Source organism: Novosphingobium sp. FG137, from assembly GCF_057809735.1.
The window spans coordinates 51,764-73,936 of record NZ_JBMDKN010000011.1 but is presented as its reverse complement, the minus strand read 5'-3'; the positions used below and the strand labels follow the sequence as shown (position 1 = coordinate 73,936).

The 22,173-nt window shown below is 65.1% G+C and carries 21 protein-coding genes and 1 other RNA gene; 6 read left to right on the top strand and 16 right to left on the bottom strand.

Going from position 1 to position 22,173, the window contains the following annotated elements; genetic code table 11:
• Nucleotides 1–69: 69 nt before the first annotated feature.
• From ACODS2_RS22095 to ACODS2_RS22085, 3 genes are all read left to right on the top strand, one after another.
• On the top strand, nucleotides 70–1,380 hold the full coding sequence (locus ACODS2_RS22095; RefSeq protein WP_489000657.1) for an MFS transporter: 1,311 nt from the start codon (nucleotides 70–72) through the stop codon (nucleotides 1,378–1,380).
• A gap of 76 nt (nucleotides 1,381–1,456) precedes the next feature.
• Nucleotides 1,457–2,569 carry an S-(hydroxymethyl)glutathione dehydrogenase/class III alcohol dehydrogenase gene (locus ACODS2_RS22090; RefSeq protein WP_489000656.1) on the top strand — a complete coding sequence of 371 codons (1,113 nt, stop codon included), beginning with the start codon at nucleotides 1,457–1,459 and terminating at the stop codon, nucleotides 2,567–2,569.
• A gap of 15 nt (nucleotides 2,570–2,584) precedes the next feature.
• A complete protein-coding gene (locus ACODS2_RS22085; protein WP_489000655.1) occupies nucleotides 2,585–2,962 on the top strand; it encodes a VOC family protein in 378 nt (125 codons plus the stop codon).
• Between the two features lie 39 nt (nucleotides 2,963–3,001).
• Here the strand turns inward: ACODS2_RS22085 and ACODS2_RS22080 are convergent, their stop codons facing one another.
• The 6 genes from ACODS2_RS22080 to ACODS2_RS22055 form a co-directional block, all read right to left on the bottom strand.
• Nucleotides 3,002–3,841 (bottom strand): EamA family transporter, encoded by an 840-nt coding sequence (locus ACODS2_RS22080; protein ID WP_489000654.1) that lies wholly within the window; start codon nucleotides 3,839–3,841, stop codon nucleotides 3,002–3,004.
• A gap of 25 nt (nucleotides 3,842–3,866) precedes the next feature.
• Nucleotides 3,867–4,661 (bottom strand): SDR family oxidoreductase, encoded by a 795-nt coding sequence (locus tag ACODS2_RS22075; protein WP_489000653.1) that lies wholly within the window; start codon nucleotides 4,659–4,661, stop codon nucleotides 3,867–3,869.
• Nucleotides 4,662–4,679: 18 nt separating this feature from the next.
• Complete coding sequence (locus ACODS2_RS22070) at nucleotides 4,680–5,228, bottom strand: NUDIX hydrolase (RefSeq protein WP_489000652.1); 549 nt, start codon at nucleotides 5,226–5,228, stop codon at nucleotides 4,680–4,682.
• A 100-nt stretch (nucleotides 5,229–5,328) separates the two neighbouring features.
• Complete coding sequence (locus tag ACODS2_RS22065; protein ID WP_489000651.1) at nucleotides 5,329–5,997, bottom strand: TPM domain-containing protein; 669 nt, start codon at nucleotides 5,995–5,997, stop codon at nucleotides 5,329–5,331.
• 3 nt (nucleotides 5,998–6,000) lie between these two features.
• Nucleotides 6,001–6,789 carry a TPM domain-containing protein gene (locus tag ACODS2_RS22060; protein WP_489000650.1) on the bottom strand — a complete coding sequence of 263 codons (789 nt, stop codon included), beginning with the start codon at nucleotides 6,787–6,789 and terminating at the stop codon, nucleotides 6,001–6,003.
• 23 nt (nucleotides 6,790–6,812) lie between these two features.
• Entirely contained in the window at nucleotides 6,813–7,445 is a 633-nt protein-coding gene (locus tag ACODS2_RS22055; RefSeq protein WP_298168042.1) for a LemA family protein, read from the bottom strand.
• Nucleotides 7,446–7,679: 234 nt separating this feature from the next.
• Between ACODS2_RS22055 and mscL the strand changes: the two genes are divergently transcribed.
• A complete protein-coding gene (mscL, locus tag ACODS2_RS22050; protein ID WP_489000683.1) occupies nucleotides 7,680–8,111 on the top strand; it encodes a large conductance mechanosensitive channel protein MscL in 432 nt (143 codons plus the stop codon).
• A 24-nt stretch (nucleotides 8,112–8,135) separates the two neighbouring features.
• Nucleotides 8,136–8,499: a transfer-messenger RNA gene (gene ssrA / locus ACODS2_RS22045) on the top strand.
• A gap of 42 nt (nucleotides 8,500–8,541) precedes the next feature.
• Here ssrA and ACODS2_RS22040 read toward each other — a convergent pair.
• From ACODS2_RS22040 to ACODS2_RS22015, 6 genes are all read right to left on the bottom strand, one after another.
• On the bottom strand, nucleotides 8,542–8,802 hold the full coding sequence (locus tag ACODS2_RS22040; RefSeq protein ID WP_489000682.1) for a hypothetical protein: 261 nt from the start codon (nucleotides 8,800–8,802) through the stop codon (nucleotides 8,542–8,544).
• Nucleotides 8,803–8,959: 157 nt separating this feature from the next.
• Entirely contained in the window at nucleotides 8,960–10,237 is a 1,278-nt protein-coding gene (locus ACODS2_RS22035; RefSeq protein ID WP_489000649.1) for an N-succinylarginine dihydrolase, read from the bottom strand.
• Between the two features lie 11 nt (nucleotides 10,238–10,248).
• On the bottom strand, nucleotides 10,249–11,280 hold the full coding sequence (locus ACODS2_RS22030) for an arginine N-succinyltransferase (RefSeq protein WP_489000648.1): 1,032 nt from the start codon (nucleotides 11,278–11,280) through the stop codon (nucleotides 10,249–10,251).
• Nucleotides 11,281–11,285: 5 nt separating this feature from the next.
• Nucleotides 11,286–12,491: a hydrolase gene (locus tag ACODS2_RS22025; RefSeq protein ID WP_489000647.1), complete on the bottom strand. Its 1,206-nt coding sequence runs from the start codon at nucleotides 12,489–12,491 to the stop codon at nucleotides 11,286–11,288.
• A gap of 184 nt (nucleotides 12,492–12,675) precedes the next feature.
• A complete protein-coding gene (locus tag ACODS2_RS22020; RefSeq protein ID WP_489000646.1) occupies nucleotides 12,676–13,140 on the bottom strand; it encodes a hypothetical protein in 465 nt (154 codons plus the stop codon).
• Between the two features lie 15 nt (nucleotides 13,141–13,155).
• Entirely contained in the window at nucleotides 13,156–13,815 is a 660-nt protein-coding gene (locus ACODS2_RS22015; protein WP_489000645.1) for a hypothetical protein, read from the bottom strand.
• Between the two features lie 209 nt (nucleotides 13,816–14,024).
• Here ACODS2_RS22015 and ACODS2_RS22010 point away from each other — a divergent pair, with 209 nt between their 5' ends.
• Nucleotides 14,025–16,205, top strand: a complete 2,181-nt coding sequence (locus ACODS2_RS22010) for a PQQ-dependent dehydrogenase, methanol/ethanol family (RefSeq protein WP_489000644.1) — start codon at nucleotides 14,025–14,027, stop codon at nucleotides 16,203–16,205.
• Nucleotides 16,206–16,270: 65 nt separating this feature from the next.
• Here the strand turns inward: ACODS2_RS22010 and rsmA are convergent, their stop codons facing one another.
• The 4 genes from rsmA to ACODS2_RS21990 all read right to left on the bottom strand — a co-directional run bounded on the left by rsmA (nucleotide 16,271) and on the right by ACODS2_RS21990 (nucleotide 22,169).
• Complete coding sequence (gene rsmA / locus ACODS2_RS22005) at nucleotides 16,271–17,107, bottom strand: 16S rRNA (adenine(1518)-N(6)/adenine(1519)-N(6))-dimethyltransferase RsmA (RefSeq protein WP_489000643.1); 837 nt, start codon at nucleotides 17,105–17,107, stop codon at nucleotides 16,271–16,273.
• Nucleotides 17,108–17,231: 124 nt separating this feature from the next.
• Nucleotides 17,232–18,254, bottom strand: coding sequence for a 4-hydroxythreonine-4-phosphate dehydrogenase PdxA (gene pdxA / locus ACODS2_RS22000; RefSeq protein ID WP_489000642.1), 1,023 nt, complete (start codon nucleotides 18,252–18,254; stop codon nucleotides 17,232–17,234).
• A gap of 47 nt (nucleotides 18,255–18,301) precedes the next feature.
• Nucleotides 18,302–19,687 carry a peptidylprolyl isomerase gene (locus ACODS2_RS21995; RefSeq protein ID WP_489000641.1) on the bottom strand — a complete coding sequence of 462 codons (1,386 nt, stop codon included), beginning with the start codon at nucleotides 19,685–19,687 and terminating at the stop codon, nucleotides 18,302–18,304.
• A 181-nt stretch (nucleotides 19,688–19,868) separates the two neighbouring features.
• Entirely contained in the window at nucleotides 19,869–22,169 is a 2,301-nt protein-coding gene (locus ACODS2_RS21990; protein WP_489000640.1) for an LPS-assembly protein LptD, read from the bottom strand.
• Nucleotides 22,170–22,173: the final 4 nt, after the last annotated feature.

Here is a 22,173-nt window from a genome sequence, read left to right as displayed (position 1 = left end):
AGCGGTTTGGGGTTTGGAACAGATAAGGTCGAGGCAGCAGGATAAGGGCTGTCCACGGGGAGAATGACAATGAACACCGATCCGCGCGAGATCATTCGCCAGACGACGATGAGTTCCGCGCAATGGATCGCCGTCATGCTGATGATCGCGCTCAATGCGCTCGATGGGTTCGACGTGCTCTCCAGCGCGTTTGCCGCGCCGGGCATTGCCAAGGAATGGGGCATTGCGCGCGATGCGCTGGGCGTGGTGCTGGCGATGGAACTGGTCGGCATGGGCGTGGGCTCGATCCTGCTCGGCGGCGCGGCAGACAAGCTGGGCCGGCGGCCGACGATGCTGGGCTGCCTTGCGGTGATGGCCAGCGGCATGGCGCTGGCAACGACCGCGCAGAACCCGCAGATCCTCGGGCTATGGCGCTTCATCACGGGCCTTGGCATCGGCGGCATGCTGGCCGCGATCAACGCGGTGACGGCGGAACTTTCGAGCGCCAAGGGCCGCAGCCTTGCCATGTCGCTGATGGTGATCGGCTATCCGCTCGGCGCCACGATCGGCGGGACGATCGCGGCCATGCTGCTCAAGAGCGGCGATTGGCGCGTGGTGTTCGAATTCGGCGCGATTGCGACTGTGGTGTTCATTCCGCTGATCTGGTTGTTCGTGCCCGAAACCCCGGCCTACCTCCTTGCCCGCCGCCCGGCGGGTGCGCTGGAGCGGATCAATGCCTCGATGGCCAAGCTGCGCCTGCCCGGAATCGCGGCGCTGCCGCCGGTGGATGCGTGTGACAGCAAGGCGAGCGTGCTCGATATCCTCAAGCCCGGACTCATCGGCACCACGCTGGTCCTTACCGTGGGCTACTCGCTCCACGCGATCACCTTCTACTACATCCTCAAGTGGTCGCCCAAGATTGTCGCGGACTTCGGTTTTGCCGCGCCGCAGGCGGCGAGCGTGCTGGTCTGGGCCAATATCGGCGGGGCGACCGGGGGCGGACTGTTCGGCTTCCTCATGCACCGCTTCGGCATCAAGTGGCCGACCATCGTCATGCTGCTGCTGGGCGCGGCGGCGGTCGTGGTGTTCGGGCTGGGCGGGAGCGACACGACGCTGGTGGGCTGGCGTTTTGCGGTGTTCTGCACCGGCTTTGCCACCAATGCCGCAATTGTCGGCTTCTACAGCGCTTTCGCGCACGGTTTCCCCGCGCATGTGCGCGCCACCGGCACCGGCTTTGCCATCGGCGCAGGGCGCATTGGTGCGGCGGGATCGCCGATCCTGGCTGGCACGCTGTTCACCGCCGGCGGGCTCAGCCTGTTCACTGTCTCGGCGATCATGGCATGCGGTTCGGTCATGGCCGCAGCGCTAATGCTCATGCTCGCCCTTAGAGAGGCTGATTGAGCCGCGAACCTGATTGAACACTTGGCCCGGTTTGCCTATCGGCAGGGCTGCCAATTTCCCTGGGGGAGGATTACCCATGAAGACCCGCGCCGCTGTTGCGTTTGAAGCCAAGAAGCCGCTCGAAGTCGTCGAGCTCGATCTCGAAGGCCCCAAGGCGGGTGAAGTGCTGGTCGAGATCATGGCGACCGGCATCTGCCACACCGATGCCTACACGCTCGATGGGTTCGACAGCGAGGGCATCTTCCCGAGCGTGCTCGGCCATGAAGGCGCGGGCATCGTTCGGGAAGTGGGCGCTGGCGTTACCTCGGTGAAGCCCGGCGATCACGTGATCCCGCTCTACACGCCGGAATGCCGCCAGTGCAAAAGCTGCCTCTCGGGCAAGACCAACCTGTGCACCGCGATCCGCGCCACGCAGGGCAAGGGCCTGATGCCGGACGGCACCAGCCGCTTTTCCTACAAGGGCCAGACCGTGTTCCACTACATGGGCTGCTCCACCTTCTCGAACTTCACGGTCCTGCCGGAAATCGCGCTCGCCAAGATCCGTGAAGACGCGCCGTTCCAGTCGAGCTGCTACATCGGCTGCGGCGTCACCACGGGCGTTGGCGCTGTCATCAACACCGCCAAGGTGCAGGTGGGTGACAATGTCGTGGTCTTCGGTCTCGGCGGCATCGGCCTCAACGTGATCCAGGGCGCGCGGCTGGCCGGGGCGAACAAGATCGTCGGCGTCGATATCAACCCGGACCGCGAGGAATGGGGCCGCCGCTTCGGCATGACCGACTTCCTCAACACCAAGGGCATGAGCCGCGAGGACACCGTGGCGGCGATCGTCGCGCTGACTGACGGCGGCGCGGACTATACCTTCGACGCGACCGGCAACACCGAAGTGATGCGCACCGCGCTCGAAGCCTGCCACCGCGGCTGGGGCACGAGCATCATCATCGGCGTGGCTGAAGCGGGCAAGGAAATCAGCACGCGTCCGTTCCAGCTCGTCACGGGCCGCAACTGGCGCGGCACCGCGTTCGGCGGCGCCAAGGGCCGCACCGACGTGCCCAAGATCGTCGACATGTACATGCAGGGCAAGATCGAGATCGATCCGATGATCACCCACGTCATGGGTCTCGAGGAGATCAACACCGCGTTCGATCTGATGCACGCGGGCAAGTCGATCCGTTCGGTCGTCGTGTTCTAATTCAAGGAAATACCGATGTTTACCCATACCGTTCTCGGCACCAACGACATTGAAAAGTCGCGCGCCTTCTACACCGCCGTAATGGGCGCGCTCGGCCATCACGCCGTGCCGCTGCCGAATGGCACGCTGTTCCCGGCTCAGGGCGGCGCGCTGATGGTGCGAACGCCTGCAAACGGCGAGGCGCATACCTGGTCGAACGGCTTCACGCAGGGCTTCGTTGCCAAGACTTTCGCTGAAGTCGATGCCTTCCACGCAGCAGGCCTCGCCAATGGCGGCACCTGCGAAGGCGCTCCGGGCGTGCGTGAAAACGCGCCGGGCAAGCAGTATGGCGCTTACTTGCGCGATACGGACGGCAACAAGATCTGCGCCTTCGCGCCGAACCCGAACGCCTGATCGACTCGAGACGCCCCTGAGGCCGCCTGAGGGGCGGCCTCAGGCAAGCCGCAGCAGCATCGCCCCGCAGGCGATGATCGCCGCTGCCGCGATCCGCGCGGGGCCGACCCTCTCGCGCAGGATGAAGGCCGAAATCGCGGTCGCAAACAGGATCGAGGTTTCGCGCAGCGCCGCGACCATGGCGATAGGGGCCATGGTCATCGCCCACAGCGCGATGGAATAGGATACGATCGTGCCCAGCCCGCCGAACAGCCCGATGGGCCAGTTCCGGCGGATGTAGCCCACCGCCGCCGCGCCGCGCGCCCGCAGCGTCCAGACTGCCATGGCGATGCCGGTCAGCAGGGAAAGCCACAGCGTATAGGCCGTCGGCGTGCCGGAGAGCCGCGCGCCCGCACCATCGATCAGGGTGTAGGCCGCAATGATCCCCGAATTGGTGAGCGCGGCGGCGAGGCCTGCCGGCCGCAGCGAACCGCGCGCACCGGCCGTCATGGCAAGAATGCCGAGGCAGATCGTGCCGACGCCGATCCAGGCGAGCCCGGGCAGCGCCTCGCCCAGCCAGATCCCGCTGATCAGGGCCACCGCCAGCGGCGCGCAGCCACGCATCAGGGGATAGGCAAGGCTCATGTCCACCGTGCGGTAGACCCGCACGAGCAGCCCGAGATACCCCACCTGCAGCAACGCCGAGACTGCCAGATAGGGCCAGCTGGCCCGCGCCGGAACCGGGAGAAACGGCAGGGCAACCAGCGCGATCAGCGCCGCGCCGCCCATCACCAGCGTGGTGGAAAGCAGGGTGTCGCTGCTGCCCTTGAGAAACGCGTTCCAGCTCGCGTGCAGGGAAGCCGCGAACAGGATGAGCGCGAAGACCGGAAGATCGATCATGTGGCGGGGCCCCGTGCAGGGCCGATCACATCGCCGAGATGCCGCCGTCGAGCTTGAGTTCCGCGCCGGTCATGAAGCGGCTTTCGTCACTGGCCAGATAGAGCACGCCCCGCGCGATATCGATGGGTTCGCCCACGCGGCCGAGCGGGATCTGGCGGGCGAGCTTGCCCATGACCACGTCCTTCTCGATCCCCGCGTTCTTGCTGATGCCATCGAGGATCGGCGTATCGACGAAGGTCGGGTGCACCGAATTGCAGCGGATATCCCACCCGCGCTTGGCACAATAGAGCGCGACCGACTTGGTCAGCATCCACACCGCCGCCTTGCTGGCATTGTAGCCGGGCATGGTGTGCGAGGCGATCAGGCCCGCGATCGAGCTGATGTTGACGATCGAGCCGGGCTGGTTGTCCTTCAGCAGCGGCAGCGCCTTCTGGCAGCCGAGGAACACCGAATCGACGTTGATCGCAAAGCCGCGGTGCCATTCTTCCAGGGTGCAGGTCTCGATATCGCCGCGCACACCCACGCCCGCATTGTTGACGAGTACCGAAAGCCCGCCGAGCTTTTCCGCCGCCATGGCGATGGCCGCATCCCAGTCGTCGACGCTGGTCACGTCATGCCGCATGGCGAAGGCGGTTCCGGCACCCAGTTCGGCGTTGATCGCCTCCGCCTGTGCCGCAGCGCCTTCGCCGTTGATATCGGTCAGCAGCACGCGCGCGCCTTCGCGCGCCAGCAGCACCGCATGCGCCGCGCCAAGCCCTTGTGCCGCACCGGTCACCAATGCCAGCTTGCCCGAAACTCGACCCCCCGAAACCTTGGCCATCACCCGCAATCCTCTCGCTTATACTTTCAACCAGAGGGGGCTTAGCAGCATGAGCAGTCGGACGTCGATGCCATAACCGGCCGCTCGCTTCTCTTCGAGAAAGCGGGGCAGCTTTGCGCGCGGCACGTGGTGCACGGTGATCCCTTCGCCTTCCACGCCGCCGCCAGCGCCGACGCGTTCAAGGTCGTAGGCGCGGAACAGCGTGAAACTCTCGCTGACCATGCCGGGGCTTGAATAGTATTCCCCAAGGTCTTCGATGCGGCCCGCGCGGTAGCCGGTTTCTTCCTCCAGTTCGCGGATCGCGGCAGTGGCGGCTTCCTCGCCTTCGCCGCCTGCGTCATCGCCGATGAGCCCGGCGGGCAGCTCGATGCAGGGCTTGCCCAGCGGGATGCGGAACTGCTCGACGAGCACGACTTCGTCCTCGGGCGTGATCGCGAGGATCACCGCCGCCTTGATGCCCCGCGCGCGGCTGACATACTCCCAGCGCCCCCGCGTCTTGGCGGTGATGAATCGGCCCTGCCATTGCGTGATTTCGGGATCGTCGCGGTATTCGTCTTCAAGGCTCACAAGTTAGGTCCATTTCAAACGCCGTTCGTGTCGAGCGAAGTCGAGACACCGCGCACTGTGTCTCGACTTCGCTCGACACGAACGGGGGAGGGGCAGGGCTTTATACTTCGATCACCCGGTCCGGCAGTTCGTTCTCGTCATCCGCTGCGCGCGGCAGATGCTCGGCCAGCACCGCGCCGACCTTGCGAACCGCGGCAACCATGCCTTCACCCACCTTGCCCGCGCGAAGCGGCCCGAGCAGCGCGTGCATGGCATCACCCCAGACTTCGGGCGCGACTTTGCTGGCAATCGCCTCGTCGGCGATGATCTCGGCGCGGTGCTCGGCAAGCGAGAGGTAGATGAGGATGCCGGTGCGCCCGGTCGTCCGTCCCTCTGCGCCGATGCGGAAGCAGGTGAGCGCGCGGGCATGGACGCGTGCAGACTTGATCGGCGGCGGCGTCAGCAGCAGACGCAAGGGGCGCCAAGCCATAAGCAGCAGCATGCCGAGGAACTTGATCACGGCAACCGTCAGCGCGATGCCCAGCACTTGGCGCGGCGTCCATTCATGTGCCCAGAGGCCGAGCAGCCGCTCGATCAGGCTGAGATAGAAGGTGGGCGCGAGTTCCAGCGCAGCGAGCGCGAGGAACGCGACAAATATCGACCACGCCAGCGCGACATCGCGGTAACTGTCGGACTGCGGGGTGATGATCGTGACGATCTCTCCCGCGCTCGTGGCTTCCGCAGCCGCCACGGCTTCGGCGATGTCTTTGCGGTCTGTGTCGGTCAGCATGGCCTACCAGCTCCCCGAAGAGCCGCCGCCGCCGAAGCTGCCGCCGCCGCCCGAAAAGCCGCCGCCGCCGCCGCCCCAGCCGCCACCGCCGCCGCCCCAATCGGAGCCCCCGCCGCCCCAGCCGCCGGACGGGAAGATCATCACGCCCGGCGAACCATAGCGCCGCCCGCCGCCGCGCATCGCGCGCAGGAAGGGGAGGACGAAGAAAAAGAAGAAGATCAGCAGGAAGATGACCGTGCCAGCATCGAAGCGGGGCTCCTTGGCCTTCTTGGCTTGGGCCGAAGCATTGGCAGCAACCTTGCGCGCCTCATCCTCGGACAATTGCAGCTGGGCGATCAACTTGTCTGTCGCGGCTGCAATGCCGCCGGCATAGTCGCCTGTCTTGAACCGGGGCACGATCTCCGTGCGTCTGATCTCGCTGGCCAGGGCATCCGAGATCACGCCCTCGAGCCCGTAGCCGACCTCGATGCTGACCTTGCGTTCGTTCGGGGCGACGATCAGCAAAAGCCCGTCGTTGCGCTGCTTGTCGCCGATGCCCCAGGCGCGGCCGAGCCGGTAGCCGTAGTCCTCGATGTCGTAGCCTTGCAGATCCGGGATCGTGGCGATGACCATCTGCCGCTGTGACTGGGTTTCGAGTGCCGCCAGCTTGGCATCAAGCGCGGCGGCTTGCTCCGCCGAAAGCAGATGCGCTTCATCGACCACCCGGCCGGTGAGTTTGGGGAAGGTCTGTGCGGCAGCAGGCCCGGCAAGGAGGGCCAGCGCCGCGAGCAGGACAAGGAGGAGGCGCTTCATGGCGGGGCCTGCCGCGCCCCGGCTCAGTTCGCCGCCGCCTTGCTGGCCGGTGCCGCCGCGTTGTCGTTGGCGGCGGGGGCTGCAGCAGGGGCAGCCGGGCCGTCGAAGCTCACCGCAGGGGCCGTATCCGCGCCGGGCGTGGTTGCGGCGAACGGTACCATCGGCTTGGCACCGTAGACCACCTTGGCGGCGATGATCGCGGGGAAGGTGCGGATCGTGGTGTTATAGTCCTGCACCGCCCCGTTGTAGTCTCGCCGGGCGATCGCGATGCGGTTTTCGGTCCGCTCGATCTGGTCCTGCAGGGTCTTGAAGTTCTCGTTCGCCTTGATCTCCGGATAGGCTTCAACCGAAGCGAGCAGACGCCCTAGCCCTTGGCTCAACTGGCCCTGCGCAGCCTGATACTGCGCCATCTTGTCGGGATCGGTCACGTCGGCGGCAGAAATCTGGATCGAGGTCGCCTTTGCACGTGCCTCGGTCACCTTCACCAGTGTGCTCTGCTCGAAGTTGGCCGCGCCCTTCACCGTCGCGACCAGATTGGGAATCAGGTCGGCACGGCGCTGGTACTGGTTCTGCACGTCGGCCCACTTGGCCTTGGCGGCTTCCTCGGCGGTGGGAATCGCGTTGACCCCGCAGCCGGCGAGGCCTGCAGCCGCCATGGCGACGAACGCGAAACGGGAAAAGCGGGCAAGCAGCGAAGCGGCCATCGAAATGTGTTCCCTCAAGGATCCCGGCGCGGACGCGGCGGGTATGCTCGGCCTCGAATGTAGCGGGTCCCGATGGCGGTTCAAGGGCTGGACCGGATCGGAGTACCAGACCACTTGTTACAAAGGTTTGCGAGTGGCACGAAGCGGGCGGGTGAAAATGCCTGACAGGAGAACAACGGCATGGGCATGATGGGAGAATTCAAGGCGTTCGTAGCGCGCGGGAATGTGCTCGATCTCGCGGTTGGCGTGATCATCGGCGCGGCCTTCGGCAAGATCGTCACTTCGCTGACCGAGGATCTGATCATGCCGGTGATCGGCGTGGTGACCGGCGGGGTCAATTTCACCAACAAGTTTCTGGTGCTGGGCGCGATTCCCGATACGTACAAGGGGTCGCTCGAGGACTACGCTGCGCTCAAGGCTGCGGGTGTGCCGATGCTGGGCTACGGCGCGTTCGTCACCGCCGTGATCAGCTTCCTGCTGATGGCCTTCGTGATCTTCCAGATCGTACGTGCCGCCAACAAGATGATGCCGGCGGCGCCCGAAGCTCCCGCCGCGCCTGCCGGCCCGAGCGAGATCGATCTGCTGACCGAAATCCGCGACGCGCTGAAGAATGGCTGAGGATCGGACGGAAGAGGCGAGGTGCCCCTTCCATTCCCCGCGCGCCGTGCCTATATCGTGCTTGCCGGGTTCGCCCGGCTATGACGATAAACTGTACCGTACAATAGGCGCAGCGGACCCGGGGGCGGTACCCGGCGGCTCCACCATCACCACCGGCTGCAAGGTCCGGGCTCTGTTGTCGCAGAGGTGTTGATGGGGCCGAACTAGGATCGACGTGTGTTGAAAAGCGGTATTTTCGTCCGGGCTGAGTAACCCGTTAAAGGCTCAAAACCCACAAGTGCCAACGACAACGAAGCACTCGCTCTCGCGGCGTAATCTGACGGCTTAACGGCCTGATCTTACAAAGCTAAAGCGCGGTTGAACCCACCGGGCAACAGAAGGGAATTCAGCGGCTCGGGGAGGGCCGGGCAACAGAACCTCCCCACCTTCCTCACATTTCCGGATCGACCTTCACCGGCACGGGCACTGCCGCCTTGCCCTCGCGCTCATACTTCATCGCGTCCATGATCTTGGCGCCGGCCATGAACACCGCAAGGCAGCTGGCAAGGAACAGCAGCTTGCCGCCAAAGCCCGGATACTGCGCCAGATAGATCTGCCCTCGCTCCGCCGAACCCAGCGCCAGCGCGTAGATGATCGCGCTCGCCTCGAACCGGTTCTTGATCACGAACAGGCGGCTGATCTTGCGCAACAAAGAGGGCTTCTTGTGCATCACCAAACCTCTTCCGCAACCTTCGTGCCAGATCAGCAATCACGGGGCAGATGCGCATGGCATAGCCTATGCCTTGTAAAGCACGGCGACAGGCCATGGTAAAGGCGGGCTTAACCCCCGTGCGGTGAGGCGTGCCGTTTCAGGCCAGTGCGGAAAGATCGAGCGCATCGAGCAGCGCAGCGCGCGCGGCGACGACGCTGGCAGCCAGCGAGTCGCGCCCGAGATCGGCGGGGTCGATCTGCTCCGGCCAGGCTTTGGCAATCAGCTTTTCCAGCATGTCTGCACGCGCTTCGGTGAGGAGGAAGCGCGGATCGACGGTGGCAGGATCGGCGACAACCCGCAGTCGCAGGCAGGCAGGCCCCCCGCCGTTGGCCATCGATTGGCGTACATCGACCGGCAGCACGCGCCGGATCGGGCCGTTGGAGGCAAGCATGCCATCGAGCCAGGTCCGCACCGCCGGGTGCTCCCAGGCCTCCAGCGGGATGACGAGGCCCATTTCGCCGCCGGGAAGCGTGAGGAGCTGCGCGTTGAAGAGGTAGCTCGCGATGGCATCGGCAAGGCTGACGGCGCTGGCGGGCACGATCACGATTTCGGCTTCGGGCAGCGCGGCGCGGATCGCGGCATAAGTGCCATCGGGATCGGCAAAGGCCAGTTCGTGGGTGAACAGCACGCGCTCGTTGGCGACGGCGACCACATCATTGTGGAACGCGCCCGCCGCAATCGCCTCGCCGGACTGCTCGACGAAGAGGCAGCGCGCGGGATCGAGGCCGTGGAGCCGGGCGACGGCGCGGCTGGCCTGCTCGTGCTGGCGCGCGGGGAAGGTGCCGCCCCCGGAATCCTTGGTGTGCTTGCCGTAGACGAAGATTTCGAGGCCATGCGCGGCGTGGCTGGTGGCCATGCGCATATGGTTCGCCGCGCCTTCATCGCCGAAGCAGGCAGGGACGGCATCGTGGACTGTGAAGTGCGCGCTGTCCGCAAAGGCGAGGCGCAACTGGCGCACGGTGTCGGGCCATTCCTGCGAGCGGTGCGGCATGGTGACGAGGTTAGCCGCCGTCAGATGGCAGCGCCCGTCCGCCGTGTCCGGCGCGGGGGAGACGGTGGCCGCATTGGCGGTCCACATCGAACTGGCTGACCACGCGGCGGCGCGCAGACGGCGTTCGGTTTCGTCTGCGGGTTCGGTCAGGCCAAGCGCGCCGAGAAAGGCCTGGTTGGGGCGCGGCAGCGGGCAGAGCAGGCCCTGCACAAGGCCGAGAGCCATGTTGTGGCGCATCTTGCCGATGCCCTGCAATGCGGCGGCGCGGGGGTAGGAAACGTTGCCGCCATGCTTGGCCGAGGCAAGGTTGCCAAGGCTGAGGCCGGCGTAGTTGTGACTCGGCCCGACGAGGCCGTCGAAGTTGATCTCGACCAGAGTGCTCATTGCGGAATCCTTCAGCGCGCCACATGCCACACGGTATCGCCCAGGCCGACGCCCAGTGCCGCGGCGGCATCGGGATCGAGCGCGATGCCATCCCCGTCCGCCATGATCCGCGCGAAGCAGCAGCGGAAATCGGCAAGCCTGCCCGTGGCGACGAGCGCGCGGGCGGCGGTTTCATCGGCCTCGCGCACCTCTGTCACCGGCACCATCTTGGCCGAGGCGATCGAGTGCACCTTGTCCGTGCGCGCGGTCATCGTCGGGCCGCCGTCGAAGATGTCGAAATAGCCTTCGGAAGCGAAGCCTTCAGTTTCCAGCATGCGCATCGCGGCGCGGCCGCTGGGGTGCGGCAGACCGATCGCGGAGCGCGCGGTTTCGGGCAGCATGGCGATATAGACCGGATGCTTGGGCATCAGATCGGCGATGAACTGGTTGCCGTTGATCGCGTTGAAATAATCGGCTTCCTGAAAGTTCATCCCGAAGAAGCGGCCTGCGACGCCGTCCCAGAAGGGAGATCCGCCGCGTTCGTCGATCACGCCGCGCAGTTCGGCAAGGATGCGATCGGCAAAGCGCTTGCGGTGCATGGCGATGAACAGATAGCGGCTGCGCGCGAGCAGCATGCCGAGCCCGCCCGCGCGTTCGCCGGGGTGGAGGAACAGGCCGCCGACTTCGCTCGACCCTTCGAGGTCCGTTACAAGATTGAGCATTTCGGCGCGGAAAGTGCGCCCCAGTTCCTTGGAATGCTGGGTCAGCGTCGCCATGCGATAGGAATAGAACGGCCAGGTCTGCCCGACGCGGGTGAAGATCTGGCAGGTGCCGCGCACTTCGTGCGTGGCGAGGTCCTCGAGGATCAGAACGAACAGTTCATCCTTCTGGGTCTCCGGATCGCCTTCTATGGTGTTGGCAAAAGCAGCAGCGGCGCGCTCAAGCTTTGCTACCAGCGCGCGGCGATCGGGCGGCAGGTTGGTGAAGCCGCCGCCGGTGAGCTTGGCCATCTCGTACAGATGTTCGAGATCCGAGGCGCGGGCCGCGCGGATGACGTGGGTCACGCTTGTTATTCCCCTCCGGAAAGCCGGTGCAGCACGAGCGCCGACAGCGCGGCGCGCTCAGCCAGCGACGGCACGATCATGTATTCGTCAGGCGAGTGGATCGCCCCGCCGCGCACGCCCATGGTATCGACCACCGGCACGCCGAGTGCGGCAATGTTGTTGCCGTCGCACACGCCGCCGGAAGCTTGCCAGCGGATCGGCTGGCAAAGCGCCGCGCCGCAGCGGCGGACGAGATCGAACAGCTTTTCCGCATCCGGCGTAAGCGGCTTGGGCGGGCGGGTGATCCCGCCGTGGAGGTGAATGCTCACCTCATGCGCCAGCTCGACCTCGCGCAGCAATGGCTGGATCGTGGCGGAGAAGCGCGCGGCGTCTTCTTCGCTGCGGGGGCGGATGTTAAAACGCAGCACGGCATGGTCCGGCACGACATTGTTGGCCGAGCCGCCATCGATGCGGGCCGGGTTGACGGCAAGGCCGTCTCCCGAAAGCGCCTTCAAACCGAGCGCAAGATCAGCGGCGGCGACGAGCGCGTTGCGGCCATCCTGCGGGTTGCGGCCAGCGTGGGCGGAGCGACCGGTGACAATCGCGCTGTAATTGCCGCTGCCGCCGCGCGCGCCAGCCAGGGTGCCGTCTGGCAAGGCGGAGGGTTCGTAGGTCAGCGCTGCAGTCTTTTTGCGCGCGAGTTCGGCGATGAGCGGGGCGGAGGCGAGGCTGCCGGTTTCCTCGTCCGAATTGATGAGGACGTCATAGCCGACATAGGGCGCGACCCGGCTCGTCTCGAAGGCCTGGAGCGCGGCGAGGATGACGGCGATGCCGCCCTTCATGTCCGCCGTGCCGGGGCCGCCGAGGGTTTCGCCATCGAGCCATGTCAGCGTCTGGAACGGGTGGTCCGCCGGGTAGACCGTGTCCATGTGCCCAGTGAGCAGATAACGGCGCGGCGCATCGGGGCGAACGCTGAGCACCATGTGCGCGCCGTGCTCGATCTGGACCGCGCGGCCATCGGCGGCGATCGCCTCGACCGGGGCGGGCGGCACGAGGCGCACTTCACCGGGCAGCGCGGCAAAGGCATCAGCGAGCCGCGCGGCTTGGCGGCTTAGCCCTGCGGTATTACGGGTGCCGGTGTTGATCGCACACCACGCCTCGACCTGCTGCAGCATCGCAGGCGCGTCGATCCCCTCAATCAGGGCGGCTTCGGTGGGGGCAAGCTGGGCCATGCGGACGCTCTAGCCTGCCCGCGCGCCGGGGTGAACCCCTAGTGGTTTAGCGCAATCAATTCGGAAGCGGCGGTTCGAGTTCAGGTCAGAATGACAAAGTTGACACTGTCCTGGCGAGTAACTTGGCAGGGCAAGCGGCCCTGAAGCCCGACCAAACAGATTGCCAGAGGTGGTGCGACAATCGTCAAGGTTGCTCCACTTCCACCGAAATCCGGCATGCGCCAAAAATCTGGGATTCATCGGAGCTGCGGAAACTAAAGCCGATGTAGATCGCATAAGTCCCGCTCTTCACAAATATGCGCTGAACACCATGCTCAGTTAACCCGGTCGCAGTTCGGATCTTAATATCGATTTTATCAAGCCTGGATAGGGTGCTGCTTTCAAAAATATAGCGTCTCTTATTTTTCGTTTTCTTCGCAAATATGTAATCAAAGGCTCTATCTTCAGTGTCGTATTCTATATGAATAGCGTCACCTTCACGGTATTTATTCAGGTAAATGACGAGATGTTGTCCATCCTTCCGTTCTAGAATTTCACAGGACCGAACGGAGTTTTGATTACTCGCCAATAGGCCGGAAAAATCTTGGGACAGAGCCGACGCAACTGGCCCTGAACTAGAAAGAGCAGCGAGAGCGAAGAGGAGCACCATACATGGTCCATCTGTTCAGAATGAGGCGTGAATGTGGGGTGGTATGCCCTCGTCGAGCGGTTTGCCACCATTGTTGCGGACCGCATTCCTAAGCGCATCCCTCTCTGTCTGATTCATATCACTAACTCTGAAGTCCAGACCCATTCCCAAGAGATGCTTCGAGATCGGACGACCCTGCTTCAAATGCAGATCAACTACCGCCGCCATGCCAGCCAGAATCTGGCTTTTTGATTTCCCGCTAGCGATTCCACCACGATACAATCTCGCCAATTCAGCACCTTGAGCACCCCTATAAGTCCTGAAATCGCCATGCGAAAACTTGTAATAAATCCGTTCAGCCTGATCTATTGGCGTTCTCATGCCATCCGTGACAGTCAGTGTCTTACCGGTCGCAGCATGGTAATCCGCAGCGACAGCATCAATCTTGCGCCGGATCGCATCGGGAATCCTGACCGCGTCGCTCTTGGCTTTCCATTTCGGGGCGGTTGATCCGGTCTTGTCTGGCTTTCGCCCATAGACAACGATTTCGTGTGGATTCCCTTGTCCGCCCGGTCTGGTGGTAAACCGCCCGTTGGCCGGATCGTGATAAGGATTGAACTTTCGCTCGAAACTGAGCGCCATTTCGTTAGCGTCAAGCAAACGCCCTGTTCGTAGAAAATGCTCGAAGGTCAGCATTTCTGCGGCCTCGCGCAAAGTATCGTCGTTCGCGCGTATATTTGGACTCCTGACTGTCAGAGGGCGAACATAACAAGAACATGTAAAATTCGCAATTGATTCTGATGCCATTTTCGATGGTTTCCGGTCCGATAACCTTGATTGCCGGACGGACCGTTCCGCGCGAAATCCGCTTGCTATCAGAGGCAATGGGAATGAGACTTTCCGCCATGGGAAAGTTTCATCTGCGCAGTCCCTTGCTCGGCCTGCTCTGTGCTTGCGGCCTTGCCGCGTCCTCGCTTGAGGCGGGCCTGCCCGAGTTTTCGGCAGCCACGCATCCCGTCGCAGGCGATGAGTGGCACTATGTCGGCGGCGATCCGGCGGGAACGTGGTTCTCATCGCTCAGCGATATCAACGACAGCAATGCTGGGCAGCTCGGCTTTGCCTGGGCCTATGACATGGGGACCGAGCGCGGGCAGGAGGCTACGCCGCTCGTTATCGACGGGGTGATGTATACCTCTGGCGTCTGGGGCATCGTCTATGCGCTGAATGCGGCGACGGGCGAGGTGTTGTGGACATTCCATCCCGGCATCGATCCGGCCTCGGCGAGGAATGCCTGCTGCGACACGGTGAACCGGGGCGTGGCGGTGCGGGACGGGGTGGTGTTCGTTGCCAGCGAGGACGGGCGGCTGCATGCGCTCGATGCGAAGACCGGCGCGGAGAAATGGACCGCGGACACGATCATCGGCCGGGGCAAGAGCAGCTATACTTACGCCTCGACCGGGGCGGTACTGCTGACGAGCGATTCCGTCGTCATCGGCAATTCGGGTGCGGACCTCGGCGATGGATCGACGCGTGGCTATATCTCGGCGTGGGACATCAAGACCGGCGCGTTCAAGTGGCGGTTCTTCACGGTGCCGCCGCCGCCGGGCCAGCCCTTCGAGCATCCCGAGCTGGAAATGGCGGCAAAGTCTTGGGGGGCGGATCACGATGGCCGCTACCAGAACGGCGGCACGGTGTGGGACGGGCTTTCTTATGATGCCGAGACCGACCAGATCGTGTTCGGCACGGCCAATGCCTCGCCCTATTCGCGGGTGAAGTCTGCCGCCGAGCGGCGCGATGACCTGTTCAACGCCTCGATCGTGGCGGTGAATGCCAGGTCCGGGCGGATGACCTGGTTTTATCAGGAAACGCCGGGCGATGCCTGGGACTATGACGCGACGCAGAAGTTCACTTTCGCCAATCTGCCCTTTGGCGGCGAGACCCGCCGGGTGGTGATGCAGGCCTCGAAGAACGGCTTTTTCTACACATTGGACCTCAAGACCGGGAAGCTGCTGGCAGCCGACGCCTTTGCCTATGTGAACTGGGCCAAGGGCGTGGACCTTGCCACCGGGCGGCCCGAGTTTACCGAGGTGGCGGACTATTCGGCCAAACCCAAGAACGTCTATCCTTCGTGGGCCGGGGCGCACACGTGGAACCCGATGTCGTTCAGCCCGCAGACGGGCCTCGTCTATATCCCGACGCTTGATGTGCCCAACGTGATGGTCAACCTGCCCGCCAACAAGGGCAAGCTCGACCATCTGGAGGGCTTCTTCAACGCCAACGGGATCATTCCGGATGATACCTATGACGAGGCGACGCTGAGCCGCCTGTTCGGCCCGATCCCGAGCAAGGCGGAGCTGCAGAAGGAGCGCGGCAAGACCAGTCTGGTGCGTGAGGTGCTGAAAGCCTGGGACCCGGTGGCGCGCAAGGTGGTGTGGGAGCAGGTCACCTCCGACGGCAATCGCGGCTATGACGGCGGGGTGCTTTCGACTGCCGGCAATATCGTGGTGCAAGGGCGCGGGGATGGCACGCTGCGCGTCTACAACGCCAAGACCGGCGCGCAGCTGGCCTCGATCCAGACCGGATCGCATATCATGGCCGCGCCGATGACTTACCGGATCGGCGGCGTGCAGTATATCGCGGTGCAGGTGGGCTATGGCGGGGTGGGCATCAGCTATCCGCTCACCCCGGCGGACATTGCCTATCGCAACCGCAACACCAACCGCATTCTGGTGTTCAAGCTGGGCGGCGGGCCGGTGCCGCAGCCCGAGCCGCGGGCCGATCCGCTGACCTATCCTGCGCCGCCCGCAAGCCGGGCGACTGCGGCCAAGATCGCGCATGGCGAGGCCAAGTTTACCGAGTTCTGCTCACGCTGCCACATGTTCGGCCCCGGTATCACGCCCGACTTGTCGCGGCTGCCGCGCGACATCCACGGCATGTTCAACCAGATCGTGCTGGGCGGCGCGCTGGCAGGGAACGGCATGGCGCCGATGGGAGATATGGTGAGCAAGTATGATGTGGACGCGATCCATGCGTACCTGATCGATACGCAGAGGAAGGGGTACGAGGCGCAGCGGAAGAAGAAGTAGTTACCCCTCCGTCAGCCTTGCGGGCTGCCACCTCCCCATTTGTGCTGCGCAATAATGGGGAGGAGCTAGCGGGTAAGCGCGCGGGCAATCTCGACGAATTCGGCCACGCTCAGCGTTTCTGCGCGGCGCTGGGATTCGATGCCGAGCGTTTCGAGGGCTTCCAGCGCGCCGGGGAGGCCCTTGAGCGACTGGCGCAGCATCTTGCGGCGCTGGCCGAAGGCGGCTTCCGTCACGCGTTCGAGCATGCGGGCGGAGACGCCCTCCGGCATCGCGGCGGGCTCTACGTGGATGATCGCCGACATGACCTTGGGCGGCGGGGTGAAGGCGCTGCGGTGGACGCGCATGGCGATGCGGGGTTTGCTGCGCCATTGGGCAAGGACGGCGAGGCGGCCGTAGGCATCGCTGTCGGGCGCGGCGATGATCCGCTCGGCAACTTCCTGCTGGAACATGAGGGTGAGGCTGCGCCATTGCGGCGGCCAGTTTTCGCCGGAGAGCCAGCCGACGAAGAGCGCGGTGCCGACGTTGTAGGGCAGATTGGCGATGACATGCCAGGGCGCGTCGAACAGGGTCTCGGGCGCGATCTTCGTCGCATCGCCTTCGATCACGGTGAGCTGACCGGGAAAGGCCTCGGCCAGTTCGGCGAGCGCGGGGAGGCAGCGGCGGTCCATTTCGATCGCGGTGACATTGGCACCCCGGCGCAGCAGCGCGCGGGTGAGGCCGCCGGGGCCGGGGCCGACTTCGAGCACGTTCTGGCCCTTGAGATCGCCGGGCACCATGGCGATGCGGGCGAGGAGCTGTTCGTCGAACAGGAAGTTCTGGCCAAGCGCCTTGGTGGCGATGAGGCCGTGACGCTGGACGACTTCGCGCAAGGGTGGGAGGTTCACGCTTGGGGTGTCACTCATGGCTCCCCTCCCCGGCGGGGAGGGGCTGGGGGAGGGGGTACGGCGTGTCCGGCAAGCGCGGGGTACCCCCACCCGGCCTCCCCCGAGCGGGGGAGGGGAAGAAAGGATTGAGGCGGCATTTCGATCATCCGGCGGCGGCTCTGCGGGCGGCGCATTCTCCGGCCATGCGGATCGCGGCGATGGTGGCACCGGGGCGGGCGACATTCGTGCCGGCGATGGCGAAGGCGGTGCCGTGATCGGGCGAGGTGCGGATGATGGGCAGGCCGAGCGTGACGTTCACGCCCTCGTCGAAATCGAGCACCTTGATCGGGATAAGCGCCTGATCGTGGTACATGCAGATGGCAGCGTCGTAGGTGGCGCGGGCTTCGGCGTGGAACATGGTGTCGGCGGGCAGCGGCCCGCGCGCGTCGATCCCAGCGGCTTGCAGCGCAGCGATGGCGGGGGCGATCACGTCGCTATCCTCCGTGCCCATGCGGCCATCTTCGCCGGCGTGGGGATTGAGCGCGGCGACCGCGAGGCGGGGGTGGGCTACGCCGAAATCGCGGGTGAGCGCGGACGCCGCGATGGCGGAGCGGCTGCGGATGAGCTCCGCCGAGAGCAGGAACGGCACATCGCGCAGCGCGACGTGGACGGTGATGGGGACGACGCGCAAGTGCGGCCCGGCGAGCATCATCACCGCGTTTTCGGGGGTAATCCCGCAGGCTTCCGCCACGAATTCGGTCTGGCCCGGCTGGTTGAAGCCGATGCGCGCTAGGCGGCTCTTGGCGATGGGACCGGTGACGAGCGCGGCGGCGGCACCCTGCTTGACGAGGCTGGTGGCGACTTCGAGCGCGCGCAAGGCGAGCGCGGCGCCGGCATCGTCGGGCAGGCCGGGCGTGTAGGCGCACATACCGACATCGAGCACGGGGAGCGCGTGGGGGAAGACGGCGGCGGCTTCATCGGGCGCGGCGATGGCGACGACCGGGATGGCGAGGCCCCGGCTGCGGGCGGCGGCTTCGATGAGATCGCGATTGCCCACCGCGAAGAACGGCGGGAGCCCTTCTGCCTCGCGCTGGTCCCATGCGGCGGCAATCAGCTCTGGGCCGATACCGGCAGGATCGCCGAGGCTTATCGCCAGCGGCAGGAGCGGCGGTTGGGTGACGGTCATGCAGACGCCCTAGCAGAGCCGGGCGGTGAGCGAGAGGGTAATATGCCTCAGTTGTATTCGATCACCGCATCGCGGCGCAGGTCGCGCAGGTAGGTCTGCGCGCGCTTGTTCACGCGGTCGTCTTCCATCTGCGACTGGAGCTGTTCGAAGTTCGGCCCGCTTTCGACCTTGGGATCATCGCGGCCGCACAGCATGAGGACGCGCACGCCGTCTTCGATCGAACCGAAGGGCGGCGTGGTTTCGCCCACCGAGAGCTTGAGGATCGTGTCCTGCAGCGCGGTTGGGAGATCGCGCACCTTGATCTGATCGTTGGCGACGACAGTCGCGCCGAGCGAGACGGCAGCCGCATCGGCCCCGCCGCAACCCTTGATCTCCTTGACGACCTTGGCAAATTCGGCGGCCTTGGCGGCGCCATCTTTTTCCGTGGTACCCTTGGGGAAGGCGATCGAGATCTGCTTGAGGCTGAGCACCGCATCGCGCGGATCGGCGGTGAGGACCTGGCGCTTGTCGATCAGGTAGAGCAGCGAGTAGCCGGACGCGAGCTCGATCGGGCCGACGAGCTGGCCGGGCAGCATCTGCGCGGCGGGGGTGGCGAGTTCGGGCGGGAGCTGGGCAAGGCGGATCCAGCCGAGATCGCCGCCGACCGAGGCGCTGGACGACTGCGAATACTGGCGCGCATAGGCGACGAAGCTGCCGCCGCCCTTCAATTGTTCGAGGATCTTCTGCGCGTTGGCGAGGACCTGCGGTTTGGTTTCCTGCGTGGCGGCGAGGTAGATTTCGCCGATGCGGTATTCCTCGGTGCCCTTGGCGGCCTTGAGGCGATCCATCATTTCGCGCACTTCGCCGTCCGACACGTTGATGAAGGGCTGGACGTTGCGGCGCAGCAGGCGCTGCCACGCGAGTTCGCCCTTGATCTGTCGCTTGAGCGAGCCCGACGACGAGCCGATCGAGGCGAGGTACTTTTCGAGCGCAGCGGGATTTTGGCCGAAGTTCTGCTGGGCGACGCGGTTGAAGGTCTGGGTGACTTCCTCCTCGTCGATATCGACGTTGGCGGCCTTGGCTTCCTGGATCTGCAGCGTTTCGTCGATCAGGTTGCGCAGCACCTGAAGACGCAGCCGCTCCATCTCTTCCGGCGCAACCTTGCCGCCATTGGCGCTGACGATGAGCGCGAGGCGCTGGTCGACATCGGTGCCGGTAATGATCTCGCCGTTCACGATCGCGGTGGCGCGGCGCAGGTGCGGATCGGTCTTGCCGAAGATCACGGGATTGGCGGGCAGATTGAGCGCGCCGGTGCCGGAGGTGTCTTCCGCAGGATCGGGCAGGGTCTGCGCGTGGGCGAGCGTGCCGGAAATGGGAGCTGCGACAACCGCAAGGGCACCGAGGCTGAGTGCGGCGCGCGCCGAAACGGAAAGCAAACGAAACCCGGTCTTCATGGCAGTACGATATTCCTGTCTCTCGGCCCCATCCGGCTTGCGCGCCGAACGGTCCCCCCCAACGGTTACTGGGCCGCCACTCACTCGCATGGTTCGGCTGAACCCAAGGTGAGTGGCGCGGCGATAGCCCGATTGCAACGGCGATGGAAGCGAAACGGAGGAAAAATGGGAAGATCGCGGCTCAGCGTACACCCAGGCCCTTGAAGGCGATGTTGAACTGGATCGTGCTGCCGCGCGTCGCATCGCCATTGGTGATGTAGTCGCGCCGCCAGGTGAGCGCGAAATCGAGGCAATCGTCGGCATAGGCAAAGCCAAGGCGGTGGCGCAGCATCTGGAAGCCGTCCTTGGTCTTGGTCGGATCATCCACCTTGCTGGTGAGGTTGGCGACGGCCGAGCCGAACACCGACCAGCGCCGCGCGAAAGCGATGCGGCCGGAGAAACGCACTTCCTCACGGTCGCGCAGATCTTCGAAAGTCGCGGGAATATCGCGGTTGAGCCGGAGGTAGCCGACTTCGGCATACGTGCGGTGGTTGCCGATCGTCGCATCGAATTCGTTGCGGCGCAGCTTCAGGCTGTCCTTGTCGAGCCGGAAGCGGTGGGTGAACTGCACGATATCGCGGAACCTGAGATCGGTGCGGCCGACGATATCCGATGCGCGTGAGGACAGGCCGGTGCCATCGGGCAGCAGGGTCTTTTGCGTGGAGAGCCGGTAGCTCTGGCCCACGGTGGTGGCAACCCGCCAGCCGGGCCGGGTGAACTGCCAGTCCGCGCCATAAGTCACGCGCACGCCGTCCTCGATGCGGTCGTAGCCGGGGAAGCGATTGAGCGAGAAGAGGTTGGAATCCTCAAGCTCCACCGAGCGCGAATCCTCGTTGGGGATGGCAAGGTTGCGGATCTTGGGGATGGCGACGAACTGGACGCGCGGGGTGAACACTTGCGTGCCGCCGAGCGCCGAACCGATCAGCGGCCACTTGATATCGACCGCCGCAGTGGCAATGCCGCGCCCCTGCCAGCCGGGCAGGCCGCGGTAGAGCAGGTTGCTGGTCAGGTCGTTCTGCCGCGAGTGATAGACATCGCCGCGCGCGAGGGCGGTGAAGGTGATCTCCTGCCCCAGTCCGGTCAGCGTGCGCAGGTCCCACTGCGCCTTGGCGAAGGCGCGCTGCGTGTCCTGCCCGCCGGTCCGCGTGAGCGCGAGGCTGTTGAGCTGCAGTTCGAGCATGCCGCCGATCGCGGGCGGGACGATGCGGCGGCGGTATTCGATGGCGGGAAGCGCAATCGGCACGAGGCCCTGCCGGTCACCGCTGCGCAAAGTCTGCACGGCCCAGCCAGCGATGCTGAAATAGCTGTTTGCATCGATGCGTTCGAGATTGATGGTCGAGCGCAGGCGATCATCCCGGCTGATATCGTAGCGGCGCAGGAAGGTGCGGTCGCTGGCGTAGCGGCCATAGCCGGTGAGGCTCCAGTTTTCCGAAAGCTGGAAGCGCCCATTCGATTCGAAATAGCCGCGAAACACCTGTTCCTGCGGATTGGCACCGGTCAGGGAGCCACCGCCGATATTGATGCGCGCGCTGCGGGTGAGATAGGCGGAGGCCTGAAAGGCACCATGGTCCGTCAGCTGGCGATAGCGGCCGGAGATCATCGGCAGCGCCCCGGTGAAGATATAACCGGTGAGCGCGAGGTCCTTGTTGTTGGCAAGGCGCCAGTAATAGGTGTCGCTGATTTCGGCGCCGTTGGCCGCGCTGAAGCGGAAATCGGGGATCAGCAGGCCGCTTTCGGCGCGGAAGTCCGAAGTGTGGGCAAGGCCGGGCAGCGGCAGGATCGGCAGGCCGAACACGCGCAGCAGCGCGCCCTTGTAGTGTACGCGCTGGTCCTTGGCATCGTAAGTGACGGCGACGGCGGTCACTTCCCAGCTCGGCCGTTTGGCGCAGCCGTCCTCACCCTCGACCGCGCAGCCGGAGAAGGCGGCATCGCGCAAGACCATATCGCCATTGGCGGCGCGCGTGCCGCTGCGCGCGGCAAGCCGCCCGCCCTGGCGCAGGACAAGCAGCAGATCCTCGACCGCGCCGGCCTTGAGCTCGTCGGTCAGTTCGACCTTGTCGGTATAAAGCACGTTGCCGGCTTCATCGACGAAGCGGATGTTGCCGCTCGCCTCGATCACGCCGGTCTTGCGGTTCCACGTGACGACATCGGCGCGCACGGTCTGTTCGGCGCGGCGCAGGACGACATTGCCGGTTGCTGTCACGGTCTCGGCATCGCTGGCATACGTGACGCGATCGGACTGGAAGCGGACTTCGGCTGGTGGCTTGGCCGGCTGGCCTGCCTCTTGGGGCGGAGGCGGGACGTCTGCGGTTTGCGCGTGCGCAGGGGCGGTGCCTAGCGCCAGCACGCCCAGCACGGCCAAAGTGGGGCGAATGGCGGCGACGCAAGCTGGCCGCAAGCATCGGGACAAGGCTTGCGGCAAGGGCCGCGGGGGGGCTCGCATGGCC

Bases quoted from the DNA above. Each gene is read 5' to 3' on its own strand.
- ACODS2_RS22095 (WP_489000657.1), top strand. From the start codon at position 70: ATGAACACCGATCCGCGCGAGATCATTCGCCAGACGACGATGAGTTCC.
- ACODS2_RS22090 (WP_489000656.1), top strand. From the start codon at position 1,457: ATGAAGACCCGCGCCGCTGTTGCGTTTGAAGCCAAGAAGCCGCTCGAA.
- ACODS2_RS22085 (WP_489000655.1), top strand. From the start codon at position 2,585: ATGTTTACCCATACCGTTCTCGGCACCAACGACATTGAAAAGTCGCGC.
- ACODS2_RS22080 (WP_489000654.1), bottom strand. From the start codon at position 3,841: ATGATCGATCTTCCGGTCTTCGCGCTCATCCTGTTCGCGGCTTCCCTG.
- ACODS2_RS22075 (WP_489000653.1), bottom strand. From the start codon at position 4,661: ATGGCCAAGGTTTCGGGGGGTCGAGTTTCGGGCAAGCTGGCATTGGTG.
- ACODS2_RS22065 (WP_489000651.1), bottom strand. From the start codon at position 5,997: ATGCTGACCGACACAGACCGCAAAGACATCGCCGAAGCCGTGGCGGCT.
- ACODS2_RS22060 (WP_489000650.1), bottom strand. From the start codon at position 6,789: ATGAAGCGCCTCCTCCTTGTCCTGCTCGCGGCGCTGGCCCTCCTTGCC.
- ACODS2_RS22055 (WP_298168042.1), bottom strand. From the start codon at position 7,445: ATGGCGGCTGCAGGCCTCGCCGGCTGCGGGGTCAACGCGATTCCCACC.
- mscL (WP_489000683.1), top strand. From the start codon at position 7,680: ATGATGGGAGAATTCAAGGCGTTCGTAGCGCGCGGGAATGTGCTCGAT.
- ACODS2_RS22035 (WP_489000649.1), bottom strand. From the start codon at position 10,237: ATGAGCACTCTGGTCGAGATCAACTTCGACGGCCTCGTCGGGCCGAGT.
- ACODS2_RS22025 (WP_489000647.1), bottom strand. From the start codon at position 12,491: ATGGCCCAGCTTGCCCCCACCGAAGCCGCCCTGATTGAGGGGATCGAC.
- ACODS2_RS22020 (WP_489000646.1), bottom strand. From the start codon at position 13,140: ATGGTGCTCCTCTTCGCTCTCGCTGCTCTTTCTAGTTCAGGGCCAGTT.
- ACODS2_RS22015 (WP_489000645.1), bottom strand. From the start codon at position 13,815: ATGCTGACCTTCGAGCATTTTCTACGAACAGGGCGTTTGCTTGACGCT.
- ACODS2_RS22010 (WP_489000644.1), top strand. From the start codon at position 14,025: ATGGGAAAGTTTCATCTGCGCAGTCCCTTGCTCGGCCTGCTCTGTGCT.
- rsmA (WP_489000643.1), bottom strand. From the start codon at position 17,107: ATGAGTGACACCCCAAGCGTGAACCTCCCACCCTTGCGCGAAGTCGTC.
- pdxA (WP_489000642.1), bottom strand. From the start codon at position 18,254: ATGACCGTCACCCAACCGCCGCTCCTGCCGCTGGCGATAAGCCTCGGC.
- ACODS2_RS21995 (WP_489000641.1), bottom strand. From the start codon at position 19,687: ATGAAGACCGGGTTTCGTTTGCTTTCCGTTTCGGCGCGCGCCGCACTC.
- ACODS2_RS21990 (WP_489000640.1), bottom strand. From the start codon at position 22,169: ATGCGAGCCCCCCCGCGGCCCTTGCCGCAAGCCTTGTCCCGATGCTTG.